Source organism: Aeromonas sp. (assembly GCF_050252055.1).
GTDB classification, from domain to species: Bacteria; Pseudomonadota; Gammaproteobacteria; order Enterobacterales; family Aeromonadaceae; genus Aeromonas; species Aeromonas caviae.
Genome location: NZ_JBFWLQ010000001.1, coordinates 730,360 through 747,107, shown reverse-complemented (window position 1 = coordinate 747,107; position 16,748 = coordinate 730,360). Strand labels below are relative to the sequence as shown.

Sequence of the window (16,748 nt, the reverse complement as noted above, 5' to 3'; positions counted from 1 at the left end):
TGCTCCTTGATTAGCTGATACGCAGCAGCTGGGTTTGTGCCTCGTCGTTCTCCTCGGCGGTCTTCATGATCTTGACCTGAGTTTCAAACTGACGTTGCAAGCGAATAAGGTTGGTCATCTCGTCGACCACGTTGACGTTGCTCCCCTCAAGGGAGCCGGCGATCAGGCCCACATCCGCAGACGCGGCCTCATTCTGGCCATCCTTGCGGCGAAACAGGCCATCCTGGCCTTTCTCCACCACATCTGCCGCCGGATTGACCAGCTTGATACGCTGGAAATCTTCCGGCAGGTTGGCGGCGGCCCCCTCGGGGCGGCCGCTGATGGTACCGTCACGATTGATCTCAATTTTCTCCATGGGCAGGGGCAGCACGATGGGCTGACCGGCATCATCCACCACATTCAGACCGGTGGAAGTCTGCAGATTGCCGGTGGCATTGAGCTGCAAGTTGCCCATGCGGGTATAGGCTTCCGCGCCGTTGGGATCCTGCACCGCAATCCAGCCCGGCCCATCGACGGCAACGTCAAGATCCCGACCCGTGGTCATCAGCATGCCGTGCTGCAGGTTCTGGCCCGGCCGCTCGGTCATGGCGAACACCCGCGTGGGCAGCCCTTCGCCAAACGCCTGCATGCTGCGCGCCTGCTCGAAGTCAGACTTGAAGCCAATGGTGTTGGCGTTGGCAAGGTTGTTGCCACGAACAGCCAGACTGTTCATGTTCTCCTTGGCCCCGGACATGGCGATGTAAAGCAGGTGATCCATGGGATCCTCCGTCAAACAGATGACTCTCACAGCTCAACTGCAAGTTGAATGCCAAGAGAGATGACGAAGACGGAATGAAAGGAGGAAATGAGGCGGGACTGACACGACAAGGGGCGCCGAAGCGCCCCTTCCAACTACCCGCCGTCTTAGCGGATCTGCAGTATGTTCTGCTGCAGGGAGCTGTTCACTTCCAGGGAACGGGAGTTGGCCTGGAAGTTGCGCTGGGCAGTGATGAGGTCGACCAGCTCGGTGGTGAGATCCACGTTGGACTGCTCCAGTGCCGACGACTTGATGGAGCCGAACGTGCCGGAGTTCGGGGTGCCGGGCAAGGCATCGCCGGAGAGCAGGGACTGGCGCCAGGAGGTGTCGCCGACCTGGGTGAGCCCCTGGGCATTGGCAAACTTCGCCATGGCCACCATGGCCACCTTGACGGTGGTGGCGTTGCTGTAAGTGGCGGAGACTATGCCATCCGCCCCGATCTCCACCTTGGTCAGGCGACCGACGGTGGAGCCGTCCTGGGTCAGCTTGCTCACTTCAAAGGGGGAGGCGTACTGGGTCACGGTACCAAGCTTGAACTCAATCTCCTGGGTGCCATCGGCGCCATTGGTGATGATACCGGCCCCCGCCGCCCCCAGGGGTTCCGTCTTGATGACCGCCGGGGTGGTGGGTGTGACCATCTTGCCGGAGGCATCGAAGGTCACCCGGGCGCTCAGGGGGGCCTGGCTCAGACCGGTCGCCATGGTGGTGGCCGTACCGCCTACGATGTCGATGGGCTTGTCCCCTTCATAGAGGTACATGCGCCAGGCAGTCGGCACCGCCGCTTGGGTAGGATCGGTCGGATCCGCTTCCTTGGTGAAGTACTGGGTGATGGTGTGTGGCTCGCCCAGGGAGTCATAGACCACCACGGAGGTGGAGGAGGAGTAGGTGGTCGAGTCCGTGGGATCGAATTTGGAGGCATTGACATCCATCAGCGTTTTCGTGCTGGAAGGCAGGTTGAAGCCAGCCTCGACCGTCGTGGTCTGCACCGGCTCACCGGCCTTGTCCGGGATCTGGATGGGCTTGGTGGCATTGATGCTCACCGCCTTGGGGGTGCCATCAGAGTTGATCTCGTACCCTTGCAGATAACCGCCGGAGTTGCTGACCATGTAGCTGCTCTCATTGAGCTTGAAGGCGCCCGCACGGGTGTAGGTGCGATCCAGGTTGGTCAGGCCGTCCGAGGTCACGAAGAAGCCGTTGCCCTGGATGGCGAGATCCAGCGCGTTGTTGGTGAATTGCAGCGCGCCCTGATGGAACTGCTGGGCCACCGCGCCAGTCGCCACCCCGTTGCCGACCTGGGTCTTGGCGTTGACGAAGATGGAGTTGGCATAGACGTCGGCAAACTCGGCACGGGACTCCTTGAAGCCGGTGGTATTGACGTTGGCAATGTTGTTCGCGGTGACGTTCAGGTCTTTTTGAGCCGCATTGATGCCGCTGAGGGCATTGTTGAATGACATGTCTTTCTCCTTAGATCACTGCGTTAGAGGACGAAGCCGACTGGGTGGTGGTCTTGCCGGTCGTCGCGCCAATTTCCAATACATCGGTCAGGTAGATGCCGCCCAGTCCCTTGAGTTTGAGGGTGCTGGGGTTGGTGCTCGTTCCCAGGGTGACGCTCTCCACCTTGGCGTAAGTCAGGGCGGGGACGCTCTCCGACTTGCCGTCGACGGTGGCATGCGCCTCTATCGAATACTTGCCGCTCTTGGCCTCGTTGCCGGACTTGTCCTTGCCATCCCATTCAAAGGCCACGTTCCCCTTGTGGCTCCCTTCGATGGCGAACTCCCTGATGACCTGGCCGCTCTCGTCCTTCACCGTCACCTTGATGTTGCTGCCGCCATCGCCGGTGGCGATGACCCCCGTGAGGGTGCCTCCCTTCTCCACGTAACCCGTGTTGGACGGGATCAGCACGTTCTGTCCCACCAGCGCGGAGGCCTGCAGCGCCTGGCTGGAGGTCATCAGGCTGTTGAGGCTCTCCATCTGGGTGGAGAGGCTGCTGATCCCCTGAGACGTCGACATCGAGGTCATCTGGGAAAGCATCTGGGCGTTGTCCACCGGTTTGAACGGATCCTGATAGGAGAGCTGCATGGTCAGCAGCTTCAGGAAGGACTCCTGATCCAGCTCCTTTTTCTGGGTACTGGTGTTGACCGTACTGGTCTGGGCCGACGTCGTCCGGTTGACGCCCAGCAGGCTGTCATAGGTATCTGCCACTTATGCTCCCCTCTCTAGGGCGTGCCCACTGGGCCGATTGTTGCCGCCTGGCAGGCGATCACGGGTCACTCTCATCCGGGTTCACCTCTGTCAGGACTTGCCCAGACCCAGGGTCTGCTGCAACATTTTCTTGGCCGCATCGGCCACCTGGACGTTGGTCTGGTAGCTGCGCGACGCCGCTATCATGTCCGCCATCTCTTCCACCATGTTGACGTTGGGCTTGAAGATGAAGCCATCCTTGTCCGCCATGGGGTGATTCGGGTTGTACTCCTTGAGCAGGGGCGCATCACTCTCGACGATGCCCTTCACATCCACCCCGACCGAGGCCTGCTTGTCGGACATGGCCTGATCCAGCTGGGCGGCAAAGACTGGCCGCCTGGCGTGGTAAGTTTTTTCCACGCTGGAGCTGACGCTGTCAGCGTTGGCCATGTTGCTCGCCACCGTGTTGAGGCGAACGGACTGCGCGCTCATGGCAGAGCCTGCAATGTCAAAGACCTTGAACAAACTCATCCTTGCTCTCCTTTCAGTGCCTTGAGCAGGCCGCTTATCTTGCTGTTCATGAATTCAAGGGAGGCCTGGTATTCGAGGCTGTTACGCAGGAACTCGCTGCGCTCCTGCTGCACGTCCACCGTGTTGCCGTCACCGGTATCCGGTTGCAGGGGATTGCGGTACTGGGTCGTGCCCGGGGTATCCATCTGCAAGGCGAAGTGCTTCTCGCTGGTGGTGCTGAGCCCGAACCCTTGCTGGCCCTGGGCATCCTGCAACGCCTGTGAGAAGTCGATGTCACGAGCCTTGAAGCCCGGCGTGTCCGCATTGGCGATGTTGCTGGACAACACCTCGGCACGCTTGGCGCGCACGCTCAGCGTGTACTGATGAACACCGAATGCCTTGTCGAATGAAATTGCCATAGCACACCTCCTGCTTCATGAATATTTAGCAAGAGGTGTGCCAAGAGGGTATTGAGCGGGGTTATTTGACCTTGTAGACGATGCCGGGGTTGCAGCGGATCATCTCGAACTTGTCGGTGAGGCCGGCCAGAGACTCGGAGGCCCCCAGCATCAGGTAGCCGCCAGGATTGAGGCTGCTGGCGAACTGGTTGAGGATCTTGGATTTCACTTCGGGCGCAAAGTAGATGAGCACGTTGCGGCAGAAGATGATGTCAAACTTGCCGAGCAGGCTGTAGCTCTCCAGCAGGTTGAGGGGACGGAAGCTGGTCAATTTTCTGACACGCTCCACCACCCGCATCTTGTTGTCGCCACAGGGTTCGAAAAAGAGTCGCTTGCGCTCGGGGGAGAGCCCGCGGGCCAGCGCCAGGCTGTCGTAGACCCCCTCCTTGCACTGGTTGAGCATGGTGCTGGAGATATCGGTCCCCACTATCTGCACCCCGCCCGGCAAGGTACCCGGCCGCTTGACTTGCTGCTCCAGCGCCGTCATGGCGATGGAGTAGGGTTCCTGCCCGGATGAAGAGGCGGCAGACCATATCTTGATGGGACGACCGCTCTTGCCAAGCTCCGGGAAAATCTTGTCGCTCAGCAGCTGGAACGGATAGGTATCGCGAAACCACAGGGTCTCGTTGGTGGTCATGGCATCGACCACCGCCATCTTGAGCTCCCGCTCGCGCACGCTCATCGCCCGGGTGACCAGATCAGACAGACTCTCGATACCAAACTGAGTCATCAAGGGCGACAGGCGGCTCTTGACCAGATACTGTTTGTTGTCACCCAGCACTATGCCGCTCTGTTGCGCCAGAAAATTGCTGAATTGCCTGTATAAGTCGTCCGAAAGTGTCTTCATGCAGTTGTTCTTCTTGATTAGAGAGCGCCTTGTACGGCCTTGGCCAATTCATCCGGCTGGAATTTGGCAATGAAATTGTTCGCTCCGACTTTCTGCACCATGGCCTGATTGAACACCCCACTGAGGGAAGTGTGCAGGATAACATGCAAATCCTTGAGGTTGGGATTGTTGCGGATCTCGGCGGTGAAGGTATAACCGTCCATCTCCGGCATCTCGATGTCCGAAATGACCAGGGCTATCTGATCCTTGATGGGACCGTTCTTGGACATCTCCAGCAACATGTTGAGCGCTTCCCGTCCATCCTTGGCCAGCACGCACTGCACCCCGATTGCCTCCAGTGCCCGTTGAACTTGCTTGCGCGCCACCGAAGAGTCGTCCGCAACCAGCACGGGACGCCCGTGAGGATTGCGCTCCACGCTTGCTTCCACCAGTTCGGTGGACACCTCGGTGGAGACCGGCGAGATCTCGTTGAGAATGCGCTCCACATCCAGGATCTCCACCAGCTCACCATCTACCTCGGTCACCGCCGTCATGTAGTTGATGCGACCTGCCCCTTTGGGTGGCGGCAGGATGGACTCCCAGTTCATGTTGATGATGCGCTCGACCGAGTGGACCAGGAACCCCTGAATGGAGCGGTTGTACTCGGAGATGATGATGAAGCACTTGGAGAGGTCCTGGATGGGGCGCTTGCCCATCGCCATGCTGAGATCGATCACCGAGATGGTCTGGCCACGGATATGTGCCACGCCGCGAATGCAGGAGTTGAGCTTGGGCATGACGGTCAGAGGGGGACACTGCAGCACCTCGCGTACCTTGAATACGTTGATGCCAAATCTTTGACGTCCATTGAGACGAAACAACAGCAGCTCCAGCCTGTTTTGTCCCACTAGCTGGGTTCGCTGGTTGACCGAGTCCAGAATACTCGCCATAAACACTCCCTAAAAATGCTTGGCACTGATCGTGCATGTCATTATGCATGCACATTGGCTTGCATCAGATCATCGTTGTTTCAACAATCGAATAATTCTGGAGCAAGCATAGTTAACTACGGTGGTATACGTGAATAACTTATCGACCGGTAAGCAAAAATGATTAGTAGACTTTTCCTTATCTTACTGCCGTTTTGCAGTCTGTCTCACGCCATGGCGTCCGAGGTCACCGACTATCTGCAAGAACAGGCACAGGCGTTCGTGCTCGACCAGCTCGATATTCCCCTCGATGCACAGGCCGACGTCAAGGCCGGTACCATTGACGAGCGCCTCCCCCTCACGCGCTGCGAAGATGCCCTCACCATTTCCCTCCCCGCCAGGATGGAGATCCGTCGCAACACCACCGTCTACCTCAAGTGCGAGGGAGACAAATCCTGGGATCTCTATCTACCGGTCCGGGTCAGCATCCAGAAACCCTATGTCACCGTCGCCGTCCCGGTTGCCAAGGGAGACATTCTGAGTGAACCCATGCTGACCCTGGCATACCAGGATCAGACCCTGATCCGTGGCGACTACCTTACCGACCCGACCACCCTCATCGGGGTACGCAGCAAGCGTGAGCTCAAACCGGGTCAGCCAATCAGACTCACCCAGGTATGCGTGGTCTGCAAGGGGGACCAGGTCACCCTGAGCGCCGAAAACAGCAGCATGCAGATCAAAACCATGGCCCGCGCCTTGCAAGATGGCAGCTTCGGAGACATGATCCGGCTTGTCAACACGCGCTCGGGCAGAACGGTGCAAGGCCAGGTCAGTGCAGTGGGCTCCGTGGTCGTGACATTCTGACACATGAATGCACTGCGCAATTTTTTTCTAAAGTTCTGACCGCCGTCACCGATACACAGGTAAGCGAACAGCAAAGCAGACGAAGGTAAACCTTATGGCTATCAACAATATCAACAACTTGGCTAACAACCGCCTGCAAAACAGCGGCAGCAGCCAAGGTGTAGCCACCAAGTCGGCGACCTCCAGCGAGAGCAGCCGTGCGACGACCGTCAAGAGCGACTCTGTCTCCTTGACCAGTGAGGCGCAGCAATTGCAACAGATGCAGAAGACCCTCAACACCGCCTCCACCGGTAACGAGAGCCGCGTCGAGAGCCTGAAGAAGGCCGTGGCCAGTGGGGAGTACAAGGTCAACAGCGAAGCCGTGGCCAGAAAGATGTTCAGCTTCGAAGCCGATCTGGATAAACGGTTGGGATGATGGACCTCCCTTCGCTGCTGCGCGCTCAGGACGACAACCTCTCCCAGATGCAAGGCTTGCTGGCAGAGGAGTTCGACCTCCTCAAGGCTCACCGGGCCCTTGCCTTGCCGGCACTCTCCGATCGCAAGCAACAACTGCTGGTGGCCATCGAGATGCTGGACAAGACTCTGGCAGAGCTACCCGACCTGCAGCAACAGCTGGGCGCCTTCCCGACCCAATTGCAGGCCCTTCAAGCCAAGCTGGAAGCCTGTCAGGAGCAGAACAACCTCAACGGACGTCTGCTCGAACTCAGCATTGTCTCCAATCGCCGTCTCGCCAGCTTCCTCAGCAAGCTCAGAGACAGCAGCTCCCTGACCTATGACGCCAAAGGCAATACCCGCTCAGGCACCCGCTCTTTCGGGATCAAGGCCTGATCTCCTCTCCCTCTTCTGGTTTCCTCTCCTTGTCAGCCCCTCATCAGAGCACCAGCTGCATCAGGGTTTCTCCATCCTTGCAGGCATGGATGCTCATGCAGCCCTCGTCATAGCGCCCATAACTGGCCACCCACTCGCCCCTTGGAAAACAGATAGACCCCGGGTTCATCAGGATCATTTCTCCCTCCTGGCGCAGCACAGGCACATGGGTATGACCGCTGATGAACAGGCTCCCTGCTGGCAGGGGCACGTTGCCGGGCTCATAGAGATGACCGTGGCTGACAAACCAGCGCCGCCCATCCACCAGCAGCTGGTTGTAGGGCGCCGTGATGGGGAAGTGGAGCAGCATCTGGTCCACCTCCGAATCGCAATTGCCACGCACCGCCATGATGCGGGGGGCCAGCTCGTTGAGCCTTGCCGCCACGGCGGCAGGATCATACCCCGCCGGCACCGGATTGCGCGGCCCGTGATTGAGCAGATCCCCGAGCAGCAGATAGTGATCAGGCTGCCAGGGAGCGAGTTGCGCCAGCACCTGCTCGAGGGCAGTCAGACTGCCGTGCAGATCCGAGATAATGGCAATCTTCATTCCACACTCCTCATGGCTGGCTGAAATAGAGATCCTTGGTGGCGATGGCGCCCTTGAGGTTGCGGCTCGGCAAGCCGCGCAGTGCCGGGTCCACCAGTCGCATCTGGTTGTAGTGATAGACGGGGATGACGGGCACCTCCTCCATCAGCAGTTGCTCGGCCTGATGATAGATCCCGGACCGGGCGTTGGCATCCAGGGTCTCGGAGGCCTGCTGCAGCAGACCATCGAAGGCGGGGTTGCAGTAGCCGCTCTCGTTCTGGGGATCCTGGCAGCGGAAACTGCCAAGCATGGACGACGGCTCGACATAATCACCAAACAAAAATGAACGAGCCAGCATGAAATCACCACTGTCCTTGGCTACCTGATAGGCATTCCACTCCATGTTGTTGAGGGAGACCTCGACCCCCAGCGGTTTCCACATGGCCGCCACCGCCAGGGCCAGCTTCTTGTGGTTCTCCGACGTGTTGTAGGTCAGCGTCAGCCTGAGGGGATGGGCGCTGTTGTAGCCCGCCTGGGCCAACAGTGCGGCGGCCCGGGCCAACCGGGTCGGCTGGTCTTCCCGGGAGAGGGGGATATCCAGCTCGTCATAACCCGGCATGGCGGGCAGCAGTGACCAGGCAGAGCGCTCCCCCTGGCCGCTCACCTTCTCGGTCAGCAGGTGGCGATCGATGGCCATGGAGAGCGCCTGGCGCACCCGCACATCCTGCAACTCGGGGCGATTGAGATTGAAGGTGTAAAGATAGGTGCCAAGCAGCGGCAGACCCCAGATCCGCTCCGGTGCCTCCTGCATGGTCTTCTGGTAGTACTCCAGCGCCACCTTGTTGGTGAGCTGGATCTCCCCCGCTTCGTAACGCAGCCGCTCCCCATGCTGGGAAGCGAGCGGCAGGTAGGTCACCCGCTGGATCCGGGTATGGGCATCATCCCAGTACTGGGGGTTGCGTTCGGCTTCGATGCGCTCGTTCACCACCCAGCTCGCCAGCTTGTAGGGGCCATTGCTCACCATCTTGCCTGGCTGGGTCCACTGCTTGCCAAACTGGGCGATGACTCGCTCGTTGACCGGCACGAAGGGGCGCTGGCTGACCAGTTGCAGGAAATAGGGAACGGGGCGCTCCAGGGTCACTTTCAGGATCTGGTCGCTTTCTGCCTCCACCCCCAGGGCATCGAGGTCGAGCGCCCCGGCATAGATGGACTGGGCATTGTTGATGCCGGTCGCCAACAGCAGGCCGGCGGAGGGGGAAGCCTGCGCCGGGTTCAGCAGCCGCCGCCAGGCGTAGACGAAATCCCGGGCGGTGAGGGGCTCGCCGTTGGACCATTTGAGCTGGGGGCGCAGGAAGAAGCGCCACACCAGCCCATCCTCGCTGGTCTCCCAGCGCTGGGCCTGGGCGGGCACTATCTTGCCCTGACCATCCTCGCTCACCAGCCCCTCGAACAGGTCCACCAGCACCACCTCCCCCGGGAAACCGGAGCGGATCAGGGCCGGATCGAGGGACTCGGGTTCGGCGCCATTGCCCTTGACCAGGGTCTGCCTGTCCGACAGCACGGGCTGCTGCACCACGGTAGTGGCCTGAAGCGGCGGCACCGCCATCAACCCGAACAGCAAGGGAGAGAGCAAGCGGCGGGCTGGCCTGGCGGCGAAACGGTAAAACATGACATCAACCTCGTTCAATTCTTTTGACTGCAATGGGGGGAAGGCCGGCGGCGCGCCTGGAACCGAATGCATCATGCCGCGCTTGTTATCCCCGAAGACGACCCGTATTGTATCGGGCCTGCCCGATAGAGGGAGTCTTTCGGGCTATTTTTTTCAAGGTTTTATGACGACACGGCCGCCACGGGTGGGCGCAATCGCCAGAAGGCGCACTCCCCTGCCCCGTTGGCAATCGGACCGGGGCGATGTGTCGCCTGCAAGTCCGGTTGTCGTCTACCGTTTCAGGGGTCTTTATGGGTTACGAATGGCTGGCGCTGGCTGCCGCCAGTTTATGGGCGATCGCCGCCCTCATCTCCGTCAAACCGGCTCGCCATCTGGGGGCCTTTGCCTACAGCCGCTGGCGGATGTTCCTGGTCAGCCTGATGCTGGCCAGCGCAAGTCTGGTGACGGGAGGCTGGCAGACCCTCACCGAGAGCGCCCTTCCCCTGCTGGCCCTCTCCGGCCTCATCGGCATCTTCGTCGGCGACACCGCACTCTTTGCCTGCATGAACCGACTCGGCCCCAGGCGCAGCGGTCTGCTCTTCTCCTGCCACGCCCTCTTCTCCGCCCTGCTCGGGCTCTGGCTCTTTGGCGAGCGGCTCGATGGTTGGCGCCTGCCGGGCGCCTTGCTGGTCCTGGCCGGGGTCATGCTCGCCATCCTGTTTGGTCGTCGTGGCAACAATCAGCAGAACGAATGGGAGCAGGTGCGCGGCCGCCTCGTGGTCGGCATAGCCCTTGGCCTCACCGCAGCCCTGTGCCAGAGCCTGGGAGCCATCATCGCCAAGCCGGTGATGATGAGCGGCACCGTGGACGCGGTGAGCGCTTCCGGCGTGCGCATGGGCAGCGCCCTCTTGGCACACTGCGTCTTGCGGGCGCTGCGCCTGCCGCTCGCCATGCCGCACAACCCAATCAACCGGCAGGTGCTCGGCATGATAGGCATCAACGGATTTCTGGCGATGACGCTGGGAATGACCCTGATCCTGGTGGCCCTGCGTCAGGGAGATGTGGGCATGGTGGCCATCTTGTCTTCCACCACACCGGTCATTCTGCTGCCCTTGCTGTGGTGGCACTCGGGGATGCGTCCCTCGCTCCCCGCCTGGGCCGGAGCCCTGCTGGCCACCCTGGGCACGGCCCTGGTGCTGGGAATGGGGAACTGAGCCCCGTCTCTCCTGCAAGAAGGAAGGACCAACACGCCCATCGGCGGCACTGAGCCGCCGATGCTCCCCCTTGCCGGACAGGGAGAGAGGCGATCGCGTCCCTAGAACAGGGCCACTTCCTCTTCGGTCAGCTCCCGGTATTCCCCCGGTGCCAGCTCATCGTCCAGAGCCAGATCGCCAATGCGTTCCCGATGCAGCCCGACCACCTTGTTGCCGATGGCGGCGAACATCCGCTTCACCTGGTGATACTTGCCCTCGTGGATGGTCAGGCGTGCTTCCCGCTCGTCCAGGATTTCCAGCTCCGCAGGGCGGGTCTTGTCGTTCTCGTTGCGCAGGTAGATACCGTCGGCAAAGAGCGAGATAGCCTCTTCACTCACGGGATCAGCCAGCCAGACATGGTAGGTCTTCGCGCACTCGTGCCGGGGCGACGTGATGCGATGGGACCACTGGCCGTCATCGGTGATCAGCACCAGCCCGGTGGTATCGAGATCGAGGCGCCCCACCACATGCAGTTTGCCCATGGCCGGCTCGTCGAGCAGGTGGAACACGGTGGCGTGATCCGGGTCCTCGTTGGAGCAGACGTATCCTTCCGGCTTGTGCAGCATGAAATAGCGATTCTGCAGGTTCAGGGTCAAGGTGACACCGTCAAACTCGATCTGGTGTTGCTCATTGATGTGAAAGGCGGGCTGCTTGACCAGCACGCCGTCTACCAGCACTTCCCCCTGACGGATCAGCTTGCCCGCCTGGGAACGGGTCAAATCGGAGCAATCGCAAAGAAATTTGTCGAGCCGCATGCAAAAACCTCGGAATCCATCATGATTGGGGGCGACATTATATCGGTCAGACCCGACAACACCAGTACTAAGCGACAGGGACTCAAGATGGCGCCTGACGCCATGATGTGCCAGTGATAGACTGCCGTCAGCAGACCGACATCACACATAATAATAAGCCCAGGATGTACCCATGAAGCCGACGAAGTCTCACCCCGTCATCCCCGTCAGCCAGTTGAAACCTGGCATGTACGTCATTGCCATTGCCAGCCAGACCGGCGCCATGGAAATTGCCCAGACGGGCATGGTGACCAACCCTCAACAGGTGGAGGCGCTGATCCGGCGCGGCGTGCTGACGGTGCGGGTGGATCTTGCCCGCAGCAAGCTGCCGGGAGGGGGCACGGCAAGCCCGGCGGATGTGGTGACAAACGGGGCGGGCTCCTCTCGTCAGATCGGCAGTGGTGAAGGGCGCGAGCTCAAGATCCGTCGGCTCTATCAGGAGGCGCGCGAACTCCAGGGCAAGTTCATTCGCCATCTCAAGGCCGGAGAGCCCATCGACATCACGCCCCTTGCCGCCGTGGCCGAAGAGATGGTCGATACCATGTTCACCCACGGCGATGCCATGCTCTGTCTGGCGCGGATCCGTGCCAAGGATGCCTACCTGATGGAGCACTCCATGAATGTCGCCATCCTCCTGGCGAACTTTGGCCGCTACCTGGGGCTGGATCGCAGCGTGCTCAAGGAGCTGACCCTCGGTGGCCTGCTCCACGACGTGGGCAAGATCATGACCCCGGACGAGGTGCTCAACAAACCGGGCAAGCTCACCGATGAGGAGCTGGAGGTGATGCGCGAGCACGTGGTCCACAGCCACGACATCCTGGCCGCCACCGCCGGCATCACCCCCATCATGCTGGAGGTGGCCGCCAACCATCACGAGCGGATCGATGGCACCGGCTACCCGCGGCGCCTCAAGGGGGATCAGCTCTCCCTCTACACCCGCATGAGCGGCATCGTCGATGTCTACGATGCGGTGACGGCAGACAGGGTCTACAAACAGGGCATGCAGCCAACTCAGGCGTTTCGCATTCTGCTCAAGGGGGTTGATCTGCATTTTGATGCCGACCTGGTAACCAGGTTCATCAAGTGCATGGGGGTCTATCCGGTGGGTACCCTGGTGCAGCTCTCCAACCAGCGCCTGGCCATCGTGATGCAGCGCAACGAACAGCAACCGCTCAAGCCCGTGGTCAAGGTGATCTATCACGCAGGCCATCGCCATTATCTCGAGGTGCAGTGGCTGGATCTCGCCAAAAACGGGGTTCAGGAGACCATAGAGAGCACGGTGGACCCCAAGGAGTTTGGCATCAACCTGGCCAACTTCGTCTAACCTGTCCGGCTTGTTGGCGGCTGCTCGCGGCAATGGCGAATCAGGAACTCCTCATCCAGCGGGGAGAGATCGAAGCGCAGGCAGGCCTCTTCGATGGCCCGGATGTCGTGTTGATGGTGTTCGCTGAGCCAGCGCACCGCGCGGCGCAAGTCTTCACCATGGGGCAGCAGGGTATGGTCGCTCATGGAATACCTCCGATCAGCCATCGACGCCAGCCCGTCAATCCGGGCGCTCACTTTTTAGCTTAGCCCGCCCGCACTCGCCCGGCAGACACCTGCGCCCTTGACGGTGCCCACCCTGTAGCAGGTATGCTCGACCCCTTCGGCGCCCTGCCGTGCGGGCGCCGCTCAAACAAGGATGCCGCATGCAAACCAAGGACAAGTGTCTGGCCGCCCTGGTCATTCTCTGCTGGGGACTCAACTTCGTTGCCATCAAGTGGGGGCTGGAAGGCATCCCCCCACTGCTGCTGGGAGCACTGCGTTTCGTCGGAGTCGTCTTCCCCGCCATTCTGCTGGTCCCCAGGCCTGCCATGCCCTGGCGCTGGCTGCTGGCCTATGGCGGTGCGATCAGCCTGGGCCAGTTTGCCTTCCTGTTCTGCGCCATGAAATTCGGCATGCCCGCCGGCATGGCCTCCCTGGTGCTGCAATCCCAGGTGGTCTTCACCCTGCTGTTCGCCATGATCTGGCTGGGAGAGCGCTGGCAGCCCCACCACTGGGTAGCACTGCCGCTGGCGGGAGCAGGTCTTTATCTCATTGCCACCCATGGGGAGGGCAACCTCACCCTCATCGGATTTGTGCTGACGCTGTGCGCAGCCGCCTGCTGGGGCCTCGGCAACGTCATCAATCGCCAGATAGGTCTGCGCTATCGCACCTCTCTGCCGAGCCTGGTCGCCTGGGGCGGGCTGGTGCCCATCCTGCCCTTCTTCGCGCTCTCCTGGCTGTTCGAGGGGCCCGAACTCATCGCAAGCAGCCTGCTCAACATCCGTTGGCAGGGCGTCTTGTGCGTGCTCTATCTCTCGTTTATCGCCACCTGGCTCGGTTATGGCCTGTGGGGGAGGCTGCTGATGCGCTATCCGGTGGCCCAGGTTGCCCCCCTCTCCCTGCTGGTGCCCTGTGTCGGCATGGTGGCCGCCGCCCTGCTGCTCGATGAACACCCCACTCCCCTGCAATGGCTGGGCTCGGGTCTGGTACTGCTCGGCTTCGTGGTGCATCTGCTGGGGGGCAAGATGCGCTTCTTGAAGACCCAAACCGAGGATTGACCTCGCCCGGGAAACTTCCCATCATGGGTCAGGCCCTCTTGGGCCCACCCCGTTATTTCGGCAGGACGCCATCATCAGGAGAGCAAGGACATGCGTCATCCGTCACTTTCGATCATCCCCTCTTTACCAGGCATCATGCGGGTCACGGCCATGCTGCTCCCCTTCTGCTGGAGCCCGTTCGGCTGGAGTGCCACCCTGCCGGCAGATCTCAAATGGGAGAGCAACGACACCGACCCCGTCTATGCAGACCCCGAGGCCAAGCGAGGCGGCACCTTCCGGGATTTCATGTCGAGCTTTCCGCTCACCTTGCGCAAATACGGGCCGGATTCCAACGGCGGTTTTGCAGCCTACGTGCGCGAGACCAACCTGCCGCTCCTGAGCACCCATCCCGTGACGCGTAATCCCATCCCCATGCTGGCCAACCAGTGGGCTTTCGGCACGGATAACAAGACGCTCTATTTTCGCATCAACCCCAAGGCCCGCTGGTCGGACGGCCAGCCCGTCACTGCGGATGACTGGGTCTTCACCCTCAAGATGATGCGCAGCAAGGAGATCAACGACCCCTGGTACAACAACTACTACAGCACCCAGATAAGCGAAGTGACCAAGTTTGACGATCACACCCTCGCCATCACCAGCGGCACCGAGAAGAGCCGGGAAGATCTGCTCGAAGCTCTCCCCTTCACCCCGGAGCCCAGCCACGCCATCAAGCTGACCGCCAACTGGGTCAAGGAGTACAACTGGAAGGTGCTGCCGGTCACCGGCCCCTACCAGATTGGCGAGCTCAGGAAGGGCAAGTCGGTTACCTTCGACCGGGTCAAGGATTGGTGGGGGAACGACGAGCGCTACTTCCAGCACCGCTTCAATCCGGATCGCATCGAGATCAAGGTGCTCAGGGATCAGAACATCGCCTGGCAGCACTTCCTGCGCGGTGAGCTCGACACCTTCCCACTCGTGATGCCCAACTGGTGGCATGACAAGAGCAAGACCGCCGAATTCGAGAAGGGCTATATCGAGCGACTCTGGTTCTACAACCAGACGCCTCAGCCCCCCATGGGGCTCTATCTCAACACCGCCGATCCCTTGCTGAGCAATCTCGACGTCAGACTCGGCATCCAGCACGCCCTCGCCCTGGACAAGATGATCGCGACCCTGCTGCGGGGGGACTACCAGCGTCTCAACACCTATGGCTCGGGCCAGGGAGATTTCACCAATACCGACCTCAAGGCGCGCCCCTTCGATCCCGCACTTGCTCGCGAATTCTTTGCCAAGGCGGGCTTTACCAAGACCGGGCCGGATGGCATCTTGCGAAACGACAAGGGCCAGCCCCTCTCCCTCAGCATCACCTACACCACGGCGGAACATGCACAACGCCTCACCCTGCTGCGGGAAGAGGCGAAAAAGGCGGGGCTCAACCTCGAGCTCAATCTGATGGATGCGTCTGCCGGCTTCAAATCCATGCTGGAGAAAAAACACCAGAGTGCCTGGATGGCCTGGAGCGGCGGTCGCTATCCCGCCTATTGGGAACACTTCCACAGGGTCAATGCCAACAAGCCCCAGACCAACAACATCATGAACATCGATGACGACAGGATCTCGGCCCTGGTGGAGCAATACGACAAGGCGTTCGATTTCGGCAAGAAGGCCGACCTCTCCCGCCAGATCCAGCAGCGACTCTATGAGCTCGCCAGCTTCGTCCCCGCCTATCAGGTGCCCTATACCCGGGCCGGCGCCTGGCGCTGGGTACGCCTGCCCAAGGTGCCGGCAACCCCCCAGAGCGACTTGCTCTACTGGCCCCTCGACGGCTCCAACTCGGGTTACAGCTTCGGCGGCCTGCTCTGGATTGACGAAGCAGCAAAGGCGCAGACCCGGGCCGCCATCAAAGAGGGGCAGACCTTCCCGCCGGTGACCATCACGGATACCACCTACCAGCAAAAATAGGGCAGCTGGCACCGTCGGCCCCAAAACAAAAGACCCCGCACATTGGCGGGGTCTTTGTTACAACCGGGATGGCACCAGGCAGAGGGCACTCAGCCGCGTTTGGCCTGCTTTTGCGCAATGGCGTCAGCGACGTCGGCCGGGTCCAGCACAATGCCTTCCTGATCCGGTGTCGGGAACACGGCCACGCAGAGATCATCCTGCTCCATGCCGTCCACCCAGCGATCCAGCCACACCTTGAGGGTAATGGACTGCGGCTTGCACTCGGCCCACTCCCCTTCGGCCCAGGCCTTGGCGTAGTCGGGATGCGGCCATACCGGGATGCAGTCTTCCTCTTCGGTCGTCAGCATCATGACGCCGTGTTCGTCGGTCAGGACAAACAGCTCTTCGTGCTCGACCAGCTTGCTGATGAAGTGATCAAAGCGGTAATCGGCGTTCAGTTGCAGCGCGGCATTGCGCTCGGTGTCGCTAAGTTCATAGCTCATCGGTCAAGTCTCTCGTTCAATAAAGGGCGACATGTTCACATCTTGCCGACCCCTTGTCCAGCAGGAGTAATGGGTCATCCGTCTTTCCATC

19 protein-coding genes are annotated in these 16,748 nt (G+C 60.7%); 7 read left to right on the top strand and 12 right to left on the bottom strand.

Features of this window, described 5'->3' with window-relative positions; all coding sequences use genetic code 11:
• Positions 1 to 10 precede the first annotated feature (10 nt).
• The 7 genes from AB7E19_RS03370 to AB7E19_RS03340 form a co-directional block, all read right to left on the bottom strand.
• A complete protein-coding gene (locus tag AB7E19_RS03370) occupies positions 11 to 757 on the bottom strand; it encodes a flagellar basal body rod protein FlgF (protein WP_427934615.1) in 747 nt (248 codons plus the stop codon).
• Positions 758 to 903: 146 nt separating this feature from the next.
• Positions 904 to 2,250 (bottom strand): flagellar hook protein FlgE, encoded by a 1,347-nt coding sequence (flgE, locus tag AB7E19_RS03365; protein WP_010675292.1) that lies wholly within the window; start codon positions 2,248 to 2,250, stop codon positions 904 to 906.
• Between the two features lie 10 nt (positions 2,251 to 2,260).
• A complete protein-coding gene (locus AB7E19_RS03360; RefSeq protein WP_045524147.1) occupies positions 2,261 to 2,998 on the bottom strand; it encodes a flagellar hook assembly protein FlgD in 738 nt (245 codons plus the stop codon).
• Between the two features lie 90 nt (positions 2,999 to 3,088).
• A complete protein-coding gene (flgC, locus tag AB7E19_RS03355; protein ID WP_005329775.1) occupies positions 3,089 to 3,508 on the bottom strand; it encodes a flagellar basal body rod protein FlgC in 420 nt (139 codons plus the stop codon).
• Positions 3,505 to 3,906, bottom strand: a complete 402-nt coding sequence (gene flgB / locus AB7E19_RS03350; RefSeq protein WP_010675294.1) for a flagellar basal body rod protein FlgB — start codon at positions 3,904 to 3,906, stop codon at positions 3,505 to 3,507. Before flgB ends, flgC begins: the two co-directional genes overlap by 4 nt.
• 61 nt (positions 3,907 to 3,967) lie before the next feature.
• Entirely contained in the window at positions 3,968 to 4,792 is an 825-nt protein-coding gene (locus tag AB7E19_RS03345) for a CheR family methyltransferase (protein ID WP_010675295.1), read from the bottom strand.
• A 17-nt stretch (positions 4,793 to 4,809) separates the two neighbouring features.
• Positions 4,810 to 5,721 carry a chemotaxis protein CheV gene (locus AB7E19_RS03340; RefSeq protein ID WP_010675296.1) on the bottom strand — a complete coding sequence of 304 codons (912 nt, stop codon included), beginning with the start codon at positions 5,719 to 5,721 and terminating at the stop codon, positions 4,810 to 4,812.
• Between the two features lie 237 nt (positions 5,722 to 5,958).
• Between AB7E19_RS03340 and flgA the strand changes: the two genes are divergently transcribed.
• The 3 genes from flgA (at position 5,959) to AB7E19_RS03325 (ending at position 7,392) form a co-directional block, all read left to right on the top strand.
• The gene (gene flgA, locus AB7E19_RS03335) at positions 5,959 to 6,564 is read left to right on the top strand and encodes a flagellar basal body P-ring formation chaperone FlgA (protein ID WP_308444226.1); all 606 of its coding nucleotides are present in this window, start codon (positions 5,959 to 5,961) and stop codon (positions 6,562 to 6,564) included.
• Between the two features lie 94 nt (positions 6,565 to 6,658).
• The gene (gene flgM, locus AB7E19_RS03330; protein ID WP_010675298.1) at positions 6,659 to 6,979 is read left to right on the top strand and encodes a flagellar biosynthesis anti-sigma factor FlgM; all 321 of its coding nucleotides are present in this window, start codon (positions 6,659 to 6,661) and stop codon (positions 6,977 to 6,979) included.
• Positions 6,976 to 7,392 carry a flagellar protein FlgN gene (locus AB7E19_RS03325; RefSeq protein ID WP_322131173.1) on the top strand — a complete coding sequence of 139 codons (417 nt, stop codon included), beginning with the start codon at positions 6,976 to 6,978 and terminating at the stop codon, positions 7,390 to 7,392. The genes flgM and AB7E19_RS03325 overlap by 4 nt, the downstream gene beginning before the upstream one ends.
• 43 nt (positions 7,393 to 7,435) lie before the next feature.
• On the opposite strand, the gene yfcE is transcribed toward AB7E19_RS03325, so the two are convergent.
• On the bottom strand, positions 7,436 to 7,978 hold the full coding sequence (gene yfcE, locus AB7E19_RS03320; protein WP_010675300.1) for a phosphodiesterase: 543 nt from the start codon (positions 7,976 to 7,978) through the stop codon (positions 7,436 to 7,438).
• A gap of 10 nt (positions 7,979 to 7,988) precedes the next feature.
• Positions 7,989 to 9,626 carry a peptide ABC transporter substrate-binding protein gene (locus tag AB7E19_RS03315; protein ID WP_408821649.1) on the bottom strand — a complete coding sequence of 546 codons (1,638 nt, stop codon included), beginning with the start codon at positions 9,624 to 9,626 and terminating at the stop codon, positions 7,989 to 7,991.
• Positions 9,627 to 9,916: 290 nt separating this feature from the next.
• Here AB7E19_RS03315 and AB7E19_RS03310 point away from each other — a divergent pair, with 290 nt between their 5' ends.
• Positions 9,917 to 10,819, top strand: a complete 903-nt coding sequence (locus AB7E19_RS03310; RefSeq protein ID WP_128295957.1) for a DMT family transporter — start codon at positions 9,917 to 9,919, stop codon at positions 10,817 to 10,819.
• Positions 10,820 to 10,920: 101 nt separating this feature from the next.
• Here the strand turns inward: AB7E19_RS03310 and rsuA are convergent, their stop codons facing one another.
• Complete coding sequence (gene rsuA, locus AB7E19_RS03305) at positions 10,921 to 11,613, bottom strand: 16S rRNA pseudouridine(516) synthase RsuA (protein ID WP_039040228.1); 693 nt, start codon at positions 11,611 to 11,613, stop codon at positions 10,921 to 10,923.
• Positions 11,614 to 11,785: 172 nt separating this feature from the next.
• Here rsuA and AB7E19_RS03300 point away from each other — a divergent pair, with 172 nt between their 5' ends.
• Positions 11,786 to 12,976, top strand: a complete 1,191-nt coding sequence (locus tag AB7E19_RS03300) for an HD-GYP domain-containing protein (RefSeq protein WP_041213169.1) — start codon at positions 11,786 to 11,788, stop codon at positions 12,974 to 12,976.
• On the opposite strand, the gene AB7E19_RS03295 is transcribed toward AB7E19_RS03300, so the two are convergent.
• Complete coding sequence (locus AB7E19_RS03295; RefSeq protein WP_010675305.1) at positions 12,973 to 13,161, bottom strand: hypothetical protein; 189 nt, start codon at positions 13,159 to 13,161, stop codon at positions 12,973 to 12,975. The genes AB7E19_RS03300 and AB7E19_RS03295 overlap by 4 nt on opposite strands.
• A 179-nt stretch (positions 13,162 to 13,340) precedes the next feature.
• Here AB7E19_RS03295 and AB7E19_RS03290 point away from each other — a divergent pair, with 179 nt between their 5' ends.
• Positions 13,341 to 14,234: an EamA family transporter gene (locus AB7E19_RS03290; protein ID WP_010675306.1), complete on the top strand. Its 894-nt coding sequence runs from the start codon at positions 13,341 to 13,343 to the stop codon at positions 14,232 to 14,234.
• 135 nt (positions 14,235 to 14,369) lie between these two features.
• Positions 14,370 to 16,175 (top strand): extracellular solute-binding protein, encoded by a 1,806-nt coding sequence (locus AB7E19_RS03285; RefSeq protein ID WP_409070726.1) that lies wholly within the window; start codon positions 14,370 to 14,372, stop codon positions 16,173 to 16,175.
• Positions 16,176 to 16,264: 89 nt separating this feature from the next.
• On the opposite strand, the gene AB7E19_RS03280 is transcribed toward AB7E19_RS03285, so the two are convergent.
• Positions 16,265 to 16,657: a DUF2750 domain-containing protein gene (locus AB7E19_RS03280; RefSeq protein ID WP_010675308.1), complete on the bottom strand. Its 393-nt coding sequence runs from the start codon at positions 16,655 to 16,657 to the stop codon at positions 16,265 to 16,267.
• Between the last annotated feature and the right edge of the window lie 91 nt (positions 16,658 to 16,748).

Bases quoted from the DNA above. Each gene is read 5' to 3' on its own strand.
- flgB (WP_010675294.1), bottom strand. From the start codon at position 3,906: ATGGCAATTTCATTCGACAAGGCATTCGGTGTTCATCAGTACACGCTG.
- flgC (WP_005329775.1), bottom strand. From the start codon at position 3,508: ATGAGTTTGTTCAAGGTCTTTGACATTGCAGGCTCTGCCATGAGCGCG.
- AB7E19_RS03285 (WP_409070726.1), top strand. From the start codon at position 14,370: ATGCGGGTCACGGCCATGCTGCTCCCCTTCTGCTGGAGCCCGTTCGGC.
- flgM (WP_010675298.1), top strand. From the start codon at position 6,659: ATGGCTATCAACAATATCAACAACTTGGCTAACAACCGCCTGCAAAAC.
- AB7E19_RS03310 (WP_128295957.1), top strand. From the start codon at position 9,917: ATGGGTTACGAATGGCTGGCGCTGGCTGCCGCCAGTTTATGGGCGATC.
- AB7E19_RS03280 (WP_010675308.1), bottom strand. From the start codon at position 16,657: ATGAGCTATGAACTTAGCGACACCGAGCGCAATGCCGCGCTGCAACTG.
- AB7E19_RS03370 (WP_427934615.1), bottom strand. From the start codon at position 757: ATGGATCACCTGCTTTACATCGCCATGTCCGGGGCCAAGGAGAACATG.
- AB7E19_RS03340 (WP_010675296.1), bottom strand. From the start codon at position 5,721: ATGGCGAGTATTCTGGACTCGGTCAACCAGCGAACCCAGCTAGTGGGA.
- AB7E19_RS03315 (WP_408821649.1), bottom strand. From the start codon at position 9,626: ATGTTTTACCGTTTCGCCGCCAGGCCAGCCCGCCGCTTGCTCTCTCCC.
- flgE (WP_010675292.1), bottom strand. From the start codon at position 2,250: ATGTCATTCAACAATGCCCTCAGCGGCATCAATGCGGCTCAAAAAGAC.
- AB7E19_RS03325 (WP_322131173.1), top strand. From the start codon at position 6,976: ATGATGGACCTCCCTTCGCTGCTGCGCGCTCAGGACGACAACCTCTCC.
- yfcE (WP_010675300.1), bottom strand. From the start codon at position 7,978: ATGAAGATTGCCATTATCTCGGATCTGCACGGCAGTCTGACTGCCCTC.
- AB7E19_RS03295 (WP_010675305.1), bottom strand. From the start codon at position 13,161: ATGAGCGACCATACCCTGCTGCCCCATGGTGAAGACTTGCGCCGCGCG.
- rsuA (WP_039040228.1), bottom strand. From the start codon at position 11,613: ATGCGGCTCGACAAATTTCTTTGCGATTGCTCCGATTTGACCCGTTCC.
- AB7E19_RS03290 (WP_010675306.1), top strand. From the start codon at position 13,341: ATGCAAACCAAGGACAAGTGTCTGGCCGCCCTGGTCATTCTCTGCTGG.
- AB7E19_RS03345 (WP_010675295.1), bottom strand. From the start codon at position 4,792: ATGAAGACACTTTCGGACGACTTATACAGGCAATTCAGCAATTTTCTG.
- AB7E19_RS03300 (WP_041213169.1), top strand. From the start codon at position 11,786: ATGAAGCCGACGAAGTCTCACCCCGTCATCCCCGTCAGCCAGTTGAAA.